The sequence below is a fragment of the Priestia megaterium genome (assembly GCF_046599315.1).
Classification (GTDB): Bacteria; Bacillota; Bacilli; order Bacillales; family Bacillaceae_H; genus Priestia; species Priestia megaterium_F.
In genome coordinates this window covers 251,449-261,227 of the sequence record NZ_JBKIKC010000005.1, presented here as the reverse complement: position 1 = coordinate 261,227, position 9,779 = coordinate 251,449, and the positions used below count along the sequence as shown (strand labels likewise).

General features: G+C 35.9%; 8 protein-coding genes. 6 read left to right on the top strand and 2 right to left on the bottom strand.

Annotated elements, in window-relative coordinates; translation table 11 throughout:
• From ACLHDF_RS17880 to ACLHDF_RS17870, 3 genes are all read left to right on the top strand, one after another.
• A partial coding sequence (locus ACLHDF_RS17880; protein ID WP_413920037.1) for an SDR family oxidoreductase occupies positions 1 to 612 on the top strand: 612 nt, incomplete at its 5' end.
• A 144-nt stretch (positions 613 to 756) separates the two neighbouring features.
• The gene (locus tag ACLHDF_RS17875) at positions 757 to 1,758 is read left to right on the top strand and encodes a substrate-binding domain-containing protein (RefSeq protein WP_413920036.1); all 1,002 of its coding nucleotides are present in this window, start codon (positions 757 to 759) and stop codon (positions 1,756 to 1,758) included.
• Between the two features lie 161 nt (positions 1,759 to 1,919).
• The gene (locus ACLHDF_RS17870; protein WP_413920035.1) at positions 1,920 to 3,203 is read left to right on the top strand and encodes an MFS transporter; all 1,284 of its coding nucleotides are present in this window, start codon (positions 1,920 to 1,922) and stop codon (positions 3,201 to 3,203) included.
• A 67-nt stretch (positions 3,204 to 3,270) separates the two neighbouring features.
• On the opposite strand, the gene ACLHDF_RS17865 is transcribed toward ACLHDF_RS17870, so the two are convergent.
• Complete coding sequence (locus tag ACLHDF_RS17865) at positions 3,271 to 4,137, bottom strand: AraC family transcriptional regulator (RefSeq protein ID WP_413920034.1); 867 nt, start codon at positions 4,135 to 4,137, stop codon at positions 3,271 to 3,273.
• A 166-nt stretch (positions 4,138 to 4,303) separates the two neighbouring features.
• On the opposite strand from ACLHDF_RS17865, the gene ACLHDF_RS17860 reads away from it, so the two are divergent.
• From ACLHDF_RS17860 to ACLHDF_RS17850, 3 genes are read left to right on the top strand one after another with little or no spacing between them, the layout of a single operon-like run.
• Positions 4,304 to 5,809 carry a UxaA family hydrolase gene (locus ACLHDF_RS17860; RefSeq protein WP_413920033.1) on the top strand — a complete coding sequence of 502 codons (1,506 nt, stop codon included), beginning with the start codon at positions 4,304 to 4,306 and terminating at the stop codon, positions 5,807 to 5,809.
• Positions 5,810 to 5,859: 50 nt separating this feature from the next.
• On the top strand, positions 5,860 to 6,873 hold the full coding sequence (locus tag ACLHDF_RS17855; protein ID WP_413920032.1) for a zinc-binding alcohol dehydrogenase family protein: 1,014 nt from the start codon (positions 5,860 to 5,862) through the stop codon (positions 6,871 to 6,873).
• Positions 6,874 to 6,924: 51 nt separating this feature from the next.
• Positions 6,925 to 8,418, top strand: a complete 1,494-nt coding sequence (locus tag ACLHDF_RS17850; RefSeq protein ID WP_413920031.1) for a tagaturonate reductase — start codon at positions 6,925 to 6,927, stop codon at positions 8,416 to 8,418.
• Between the two features lie 85 nt (positions 8,419 to 8,503).
• Here ACLHDF_RS17850 and ACLHDF_RS17845 read toward each other — a convergent pair whose 3' ends face one another.
• Entirely contained in the window at positions 8,504 to 9,736 is a 1,233-nt protein-coding gene (locus ACLHDF_RS17845; RefSeq protein WP_413920030.1) for a cytochrome P450, read from the bottom strand.
• Positions 9,737 to 9,779 lie beyond the last annotated feature (43 nt).

The following is a 9,779-nucleotide window of genomic DNA, read 5'->3' as shown; positions in this document are numbered from 1 at the left end:
CATGCGAGAGAGGAAATCCTTAAAACATTTGGCTGCATTGATTTACTCATTAATGGTGCGGGTGGGAACCATCCCGATGCTATTACAGAGGGGGAGAAATATAGTGAAAAGGGGGAAGAAAAAACATTTTTCGAATTAGACGAAAATGGTTTTTCACAAGTGTTTTCTAGTAATTTCATAGGAACATTTTTAGCTAGTCAAGTTTTTGGAAAAGCATTATTAGAAGCGAGTTCCCCTGTTATTATTAACATTTCTTCTATGAGTTCATATGCACCGATGACCAAAGTACCGGCATATAGTGCTGCTAAAGCTTCTATTAATAACTTTACCATGTGGATGGCTGTTCATTTTGCCGAAGCTGGCTTACGAGTAAATGCTATCGCTCCAGGATTCTTTTTAACAAAACAAAATCGAGATTTATTGCTTAATAATGATGGAAGCTTAACAGAAAGATCTAATAAAATCGTCACTTCGACACCAATGAAGCGGTTTGGAAAACCAGAGGATTTACTTGGAACGTTACTTTGGCTTGCAGATGAAACGTATTCAGGCTTCGTTACAGGTATCACAGTACCCGTTGATGGAGGATTTATGGCTTACGCAGGCGTTTAGACTATCCTATTCATTGTTAAATGGGGCGTTAGAAATTAAAACTATTCACAAATAATTGTAAATACATTCCTAATACAATAAAATATTGTTTGATTACATGAATCATGGATCACAATTACTCTTTATAAGTTAGGAATGAATAATATGAGCAAAGTAACTATTGCAGATGTAGCTCAACATGCTAAGGTATCCAAAAGTACAATTTCTCAGTTTTTGAACAAGCGATACGAACATATGAGTGAAAAGACCAGAAAAAAGATTGAAGAAGCAATTAAAGATTTAAACTATGAACCTAATATTTTGGCCCGTAGTTTAAAGCAAAAATCGACGTTTACAGTAGGAGTTGTTGTCGCGAATATACTCCATACGTTTTCAACCCAAATCATCCGTGCGATAGAGAATTATTTTTACAACCAGGGATTCCATATTATTGTTTGTAACGCTGATGATGAGCCAGATAAAGAAAAAAATTATATTCAAATGTTAAAAGCAAAACAAGTAGATGGTATTATTATTTTCCCTACAGGGGGCAATCCAGACTTATATAAGCGAATGAAAAAAGAAAAATTCCCTATTGTATTTATGGATCGAACCATTCCAGAACTTGAAATTGCGACGGTCATGCTTGATAATCACTTAGCGGCTAAGCTGGCAATTGATCACTTTGTTGAAAAAGGATATAAAAATATTGCTATTGTAACTACGTCCATCATCCGAAATATTAGTCCGCGGGTGGAGAGAATTGAAGGATATAAATCTTCATTGTTATCACATGGAATAAATCCCAATGAAAATTATATTAAAACAGCAGATATAGAAGCGCTTTCAGAAGCACTTTCTGAACTATTCAGTTTATCCCAGCCGCCTAAGGCAATATTAGCAGGGAACGATATTGTTCTTAATGAAGTCTTGCAATATATAAAAAAAGAAAATTTAAGAATACCACAAGACCTAGCCGTTATTGGTATTGATGAGGTATCGTTTGCAAAACTTTATACGCCAACGATTACCACTATTAAACAGCCAACCGTACAGATGGCGAATTTAGCAGCAGAACTTCTTTTTAATCAAATCAATAAAACAGATAAAATCGATACCAGCATCCATCGTTTGAAACCAGTTCTGCTTCTTGGAACTTCTTGTTAGAAACCATCAAGCAAAAAAGAAGAACTTTTTTGCTTGATCCTTAGTAAATCGATTTACTTTTCAAAATGACCTTGCTTGGAGAAAGAAATTATTTAGCTTTGGTTTATAATGGAATCGCTTTCAAAAGAAAGTAGTGGCTGTACAAACAAAGGGGGGCACTTATGTTTTCACAAGGGAAAGGTATTGTCATTCTATTTTTATTTTTAGCAGGAATTATTAATTACTTAGATCGTTCTGCATTATCAATTGCAGCTCCTTTTATTCAAGATGATTTATCTCTTACACCCACTGAGATGGGAATTATTTTTAGTAGTTTCTCTGTAGGTTATGCAATTTTCAATTTCCTTGGAGGAATGGCTTCTGACAAATACGGTGCTAAGTTGACGCTTTTTGTAGCTATGGTTGTATGGTCAATATTTAGCGGTGCTCTGGTCATTGCTGTGGGCTTTGCAAGTATGATTGCTATTCGTGTTTTGTTTGGGATGGGTGAAGGTCCCCTTTCCGCTACAATAAGTAAAATGGTAAATAACTGGTTTCCATCAAGTAATCGTGCAACTGTTATTGGTTTGACTAACAGCGGTACACCTCTTGGAGGAGCTATTTCTGGTCCAATCGTTGGTTTTATTGCCATCGCATATGGCTGGAAAGTGTCCTTTATTGCCATTATGTTAATTGGAATCATTTGGGCTGTTTGCTGGTGGAAATTTGTTAAAGAAAAACCTTCGGATACATCAGAAGAGATGCAGATGCAAGAAATTCCTGTAGCAACAGAAAGTAAATTGAAGCTAACTTTTTACTTAAAACACAGAACTGTGTTATTCACAGCATTTGCATTTTTTGCTTACAACTACATTTTGTTCTTTTTCCTAACTTGGTTTCCAAGTTACTTAGTAGATGCGCGTGGCCTGAGTGTTAAAGAGATGAGTATTACTACCGTTATTCCTTGGATCCTCGGTTTTATTGGTCTGGCTCTAGGAGGCTTTGTATCGGATTTCTTCTCCAAAAAATTCGCTCAAAAAGGAGTGCTGTTTTCGCGTAAACTGGTACTTGTCACATGTTTGTTTTTATCAGCCGTTTGCATAGGTGTAGCAGGACTTGTAACAACTACAGTCAGTGCGGTAACACTCGTTGCACTTTCCGTGTTCTTTCTGTACTTAACAGGAGCTATCTACTGGGCAATCGTTAACGATGTAGTAGACAAAAATAACGTTGGATCGGTAGGAGGATTCATGCACTTCTTGGCTAATACAGCAGGAATCATTGGTCCTACATTAACCGGTTTCCTTGTTGAAAAATCAGGAACTTACACTGCTGCCTTTTTACTGGCGGGAGGACTAGCAGTATTTGCCTCACTTGCGGTTATTCAATTTGTACGTCCAATTGTAAAACCAACATCACAATTTGTTTCAAAAGATGTTAATTTGAGTTCTAAAACAGGGGTCTAGAATTAGATAAAAGGGTACAAGCACATCGTCACTTATTTGCTTGTATCCTTTTTTCACATTACCTCGTTTACATGTTACTTGTATCAGTTTTCTTTCTATAGGTGGCTGGAGTTGTATTCATATATTTTTTAAACGTTCGATAAAAATGAGGATCACTTTCAAATCCACATATTTCAGCGATGTGAGAAATTGTATAATCGGTTTCTAGTAAAAAGGCTTTCGATTTAATAATCCGCTTTGTGTTTATATAGGCAGTTAATCCTATCCCTATTGTTTCTTTAAAAACCCTGCTGAAATGAGAAGGACTGACTAAACATTTATCTGCAAGAGTTGTCAATGAAAGAGATTCATGTAAATGTTCGTTTATATAAAGTAAAATGTCTGCAATCCACTCTACCTTATACGTATCATCTTTTATTCTTCCTTTGCTTTTGGCGTGAGCACGATATAACTCTAGCATCATCTGGTGAACAATCAGTAAGACGTAGTGCTTGAAACCCGGTTCTTCGTTAGTTACTTCCTCATAAATTTGTATAAGCAATTTTTCAATTTGTTTTTTTTCCTCTGATTGCAGCGAAATTTTATAGTTTTTACCCTTTTTTACTACATCAAACACATTGAGATAAGAAAAAGAATCATTAATCAAATCTTTATAGATCAACATAGGGCTAAAAAAAAGAATAGTAGACGTTACAGGGTTTTCTTTATCTGGCATTGCGCGATGAATTGTATTATTAGGAATTAAAAAAACATCTCCTTGATTCATTTCGTAAAAAATATCACCTACAAAAAAATTTCCTTTCCCTCCATAAACGTACACAATCTCATAATAATCATGCATATGGTTAGATAATTCTTTTTGAGGGCTTTTCGTATCCTTATAGATAAATAAAAATGGAAAATTACTGTGTAATTCACTTTTTAAGTTACTCATGAAATCCAACTCCCCTTTGTACTAATTTATATCAAAAAACAGTATAAATACAGCAAAAACCGCAATTTTTATTTCGAATATTGCTGGTACTATATAAATATATTCGTAAAATGAAAACGTTATCTTTTTTGAAGTATCTAAATATGAGGCAAATGGAGGGGGAAAAATGAGTAAGGTTATTCAGTTACATTCAAAAGACAGTGTCGTTATTTCTATCAAGGAGATTGCCAAAGGTGAAGTTATAAACGTGCAAGGCGAGGATAAAAACAGTATTAAAATTCCTATTCGTACTGATATTCCTAGAGGTCATAAAATTTTAGTAAAGCCCCGAAAAAAAGGTGAGGACATCTTTAAATATGGATACTCAATTGGAAAAGCTAAAACAGATTTAGAAGAAGGAGAGTGGATTCATACTCATAATTTACAATCTGGATTAAGTGGTATTTTGAATTATGAGTACCAGCCAATTCCTCAACCAAATATTCCAAAAGCTTTGAATTATACGTTTCAAGGGTATATTCGTGAAAATGGCGAAGTAGGGATTCGTAATGAAATTTGGATTATTAATACGGTTGGGTGTATTAATAAAACGTGTGAAATTCTAGCTAAAATGGCGACTGAACAGTTCAGAGATGAAAGAGTGGATGGAATTTATCATTTTCCTCATCCATACGGCTGCTCGCAATTAGGAGATGATCTCGTAAATACACAAAAGCTTTTAGCTGCTTTAACTCAGCATCCAAATGCTGCGGGTATCCTAGTCGTTGGATTAGGTTGTGAAAATAATCAAATTGAAGCGTTTAAAGAGGTTATTGGTGAGTATGCGACAGATCGTATTAAATTCCTTAAAGCACAAGAAGTTGAAGACGAATTAGAAAAAGGAATGTCTCTTATTTCGGAGTTAGTAGCACATGCTAATCAATGTGAACGCCAACCTATCCCTCTTTCAAAACTAAAAATAGGTTTGAAGTGTGGAGGATCGGATGGTTTCTCAGGTATTACAGCGAACCCTTTAGTCGGAGCAGTTTCTGATATAGTCGTTGCTAGTGAAGGAACAGCTATTTTAACAGAAGTACCAGAAATGTTTGGTGCAGAAACGATTCTAATGAGCCGAGCTAAGAATGAAGAAACGTTTAACAAAATTACAAACCTAGTTAATAATTTTAAAGAATACTTTATTCGGCATAATCAAGAAATTTATGAAAATCCATCTCCAGGAAATAAAGACGGTGGAATTAGCACTCTAGAGGAAAAATCTCTTGGTTGTATACAAAAAGGAGGGCATTCTAGAGTTGAAGATATTGTTCCATATGGTGAGAGGGTAATCAAATCAGGATTGAACCTAGTAGATGCCCCTGGAAATGATTTGATTTCCGTAACAGCATTAGCTGCAGCGGGTGCTCATATTGTGTTGTTTACAACGGGGAGAGGTACACCATTTGGAGGTCCTGTACCTACAGTGAAGATATCTACAAACTCCGAGTTATCCCATCGCAAAAAACATTGGATTGATTACAATGCAGGGAGGCTAATTGAAGATCAAACCATAGAGGAGCTAAAGCATGATTTATTGCAGTATATTTTGAATGTTGCTTCAGGTCAAACTCAAACAAATAATGAACGTTTGGGCTTTCGAGAAATTAGTATTTTTAAAGAAGGCGTCATTCTCTAATATGCGTTTATTGAATAAAAGAATTTTAAATTGAAATGGAGAGATAAAGCATGAAAAGCATTGTATGTGAACAGCCCAACCAGTTGAAAAAAGTGGAAAGTAAAAGACCTATCCCCCAGGCAGGAGAAGCATTAATTCGTATTCAACGTATTGGGATATGTGGTACAGACATTCATGCCTATGGAGGAAACCAGCCCTTTTTCACTTACCCTCGTGTACTCGGTCATGAATTGTCAGGATACATTGAATTTATTCCTCACAATGAGTTGGGATTAAAAGTTGGTAATCAAGTCTCCATTATCCCTTATATGGAATGTGGAAAATGCATTGCTTGTAGAAATGGAAAAACAAATTGCTGTACAGATATGAAAGTTTTAGGTGTACATATTGAAGGAGGAATGAGTGAGTGGATTACAGTTCCTTATACGCATTTAGTGACAACTGAGGGACTAACACTTGACCAAGCTGCAATGGTGGAACCATTAAGTATAGGAGCTCATGCAGTTAGACGCGCTGAAATTCAGCAAGGAGAGTTTGCCTTAGTTATTGGTGCTGGTCCTATTGGCTTAGGGGTGATGGCATTTGCTAAAGACCAAGGAGCAAAAGTCATAGCAATGGATGTAAATAACGAACGCTTAGCGTTTGCCAGTGACTGGGCTAAAGTGGACTATACGCTAAATGTACTTAATAATCCGTTTGATAAATTAGTAGAGTTAACAAATGGTGAGATGCCAACAATAGTATTTGATGCGACGGGCAATGCTAAATCAATGACAGAGGCATTTAACTATTCGGCTCATGGCGGAAAATTAATATACGTAGGTCTAGTGAAAGCAGACATCTCATTTAACGATCCAGAATTCCATAAAAGGGAGCTAACGCTGATGGGAAGCAGGAATGCTACGTTAGAAGATTTTCATTATGTAGTGGACACTCTGAAATGCAAGAAAGTAGATTTAAGTCGCTATATTACACACCGAGCACAGTTTGATCAACTAATTGAACAGTTTGAAGACTGGTTAACTCCTGAAGCAAATGTGATTAAAGCTATCGTAGAAATATAATCAATCACTGTGAAAAGCTAAGCAATTCATTAAGCAAAGGAGGAATCTACATTGAATAATTCACAAGATACCTTGAACCCACTTAATAAAAAGACCGCTCCTATTCAAGATAACTATGTAGGCTTAGAATATCCTATAAAAGTGTTACAGATTGGGGAAGGGAATTTTCTGCGTGGCTTCTGTGACTGGATGATTCATCAATGCAATAAGAAAGGCTATTTTCAAGGAAGTATTGCTGTCACGCAGCCTCGACCTGCAGGGAAAGAGAAAATAGACAAATTGAAGGAGCAAGATGGACTCTATACATTGCTTACACGTGGAGTGGAAAACGGAGATACAGTTACGTCTAGTGAAGTAATTTCTGTTTTCTCCCAAGTCATTAATCCATACGAAGAGTGGAATACATTTTTACAATTAGCAGCAAATCCTACATTGGAATTTGTAATCTCTAATACGACGGAAGCGGGACTTAACTATCAGCCAACTTTATTGGAAGAAGGTGTCCCAATTCAATCATTTCCAGGGAAATTAACACTTTTTTTGTACCATCGCTATTTGCATTTCAGTGGAAATACAGAAAAAGGGTTAACTATGCTTCCGTGTGAACTTCTTGAAAGAAATGGAGATACCTTAAAAGAATGCGTGCTCCGTTATAGTAAAGAGTGGGAGTTACCTGAAGCATTTATAAAATGGATAAAAGAACATAATTTATTTCTTAATTCGTTGGTAGACCGAATAGTCACAGGATTTCCTAAGGCAGAAGCAGACTCTTTATTTATAGAATGGGGATATAAGGATTCCTTACTGAATACAGCAGAACCTTATCATTTTTGGGCTATAGAAGGAAACAGTGAATTAGATCATCGCCTTCCTTTTAAAAAATCCGGTTTAAATGTGCATTGGGTGGAGGATTTATCTCCTTACCAAACACGAAAAGTCCGTATCTTAAACGGGGCTCATACACTTATGGCATTACGTGGAATTTTGTCAGGAGTGGAAACAGTAAAAGAATTTATGGAAAACTCCAATTTTAACCACTTTCTGCATGAAGTAATAGGAAAAGAAGTTATCCCTTCGACTCAAGGTGATTTTACTGAAAATAAAGTATACGCAGAAGAGGTATTTGAACGATTCACCAATCCATTTATTCATCATCGTCTTGCTGATATTTCATTAAACAGCTTATCAAAATTCAAACATCGTCTACTGCCTACTTTAAAAAGCTATTTCAAGCTAAACGGAGCACTTCCCCTTGGAATCGTTCAAGCCTTTGCAGTGCTTGTTCGTTTTTATAAAATAGAAAAGCTTAAAGGCACTTGGACAGGAGAAAATTTTAAGGGCCACCCATATATATTAAAAGATGAGGAATATGTTTTAGAGTTTTATAGAGACCAGTGGTTGAAATATCAAAAAAATCAGATGTCTCTCTTGCAACTTGTTGAAAATATCCTAGGGAATAAAGATTTTTGGGATGAGGATTTAAATCATATAGAAGGTCTCTCAAACTTGGTACATAAATACTTAAATGAGATAATAAAATCCTGATAAATAACGGAATAACAAAAAAGAGAAACGTGACGGAAAAGATAAATCTCTTTCACGTTTCTCTGCTTTGTCATGTGCATAAATTTTATCTGTACACTGTCATAGGCAAGTATGTTAAAGACTGACCGGTAGCAGAAGCTGTTAAATGCGATTCTAATTCAAAATCTTCAAACGGTTCAATATGAGAAAATGCCTCTAAAAATGCTTCTAATATGATTTTCATTTCAAGTCGGGCAAGAGGAGCACCCAAACAAAAATGAGGTCCGTTTCCAAATGTTAAATGCTTTTTATTGGTTGGACGGTGAATATCTACAGAAAAAGGGTTTTCAAACATATTCTCGTCCATATTACATGCACTCATCCAGGCAATAACAACATCTCCTTTTTTTAGCTTAACGCCTAATAACTCGTTATCTTGTTTAACCGTGCGATCTCGCCTGGAGATGTGAAAGCGATATCGAAGCATTTCTTCTACTGCTTTTGGAGCTAATTCTCGATTGTTTCTCAGCTCGCTGTATAACGACTTGTCGTCATATAAGAAAGAATAAAACATATTTGCAATGGCGTGACTTGTGGTTTCAACCCCTGCACCTAGAAGCAGCATAGTAGCGTGCACAATTTCTTCATCTGTGAATGTTTCACCATCAACTTCCGCTTGAATTAAGTCTGAGATAATATCATCAGAAAGGTTGGAGCGCTTTTCAATGACAATAGGGAAGAGGTATTGAAAATACTCTGCTTCTGCACGTTGTTTTTCTTGTTCAATCTCTGCTAATCTTTCTTGATCATAAGGCTGAAAGAGAATGTCTACCCATCTTTTGAACTGATATCGATCTTTTACCGGTACGCCGAATAGATCTGCTATAACTAAACTAGGAAAAGGAGAAGATAAATCTTCAACAATATCAATAGTGGAATTCTTTTGTATCACTTCTACAAGATCTGCAGCAATTTGTTTGATTCGCGGTTCCCAGTTCTTTAAACTGCGAGGAGTAAAAGCTGCAGCAAGCAAAGATCGAGCTTTCCGGTGATCAGGAGGATCTAAGTTTGTGAGATTGGTAATTGGAGATGTGCTTTTTTTCTTACTATTATCTCCAACAAAAATAGTCGTTCTTTGTCCATCGTTTGAAAAAAATTCGTAGTTGCTCAAGACTTGTTTAACATGGTCGTATTTAAATACATTCCATGTGTTTGTTTCTTCATGAAAATAAACAGGTTGTTTATGCAGCATTTCTTTATACCATTCAATAGGGAAAAACTCTTCTGCACGTGATTGGAATTTTGGAATTTCTGTAACGGGAATAACTTCTTTGTTCATATGATCTTATTCCTCCTTTAGAATATATAGATTTAAAATCTAA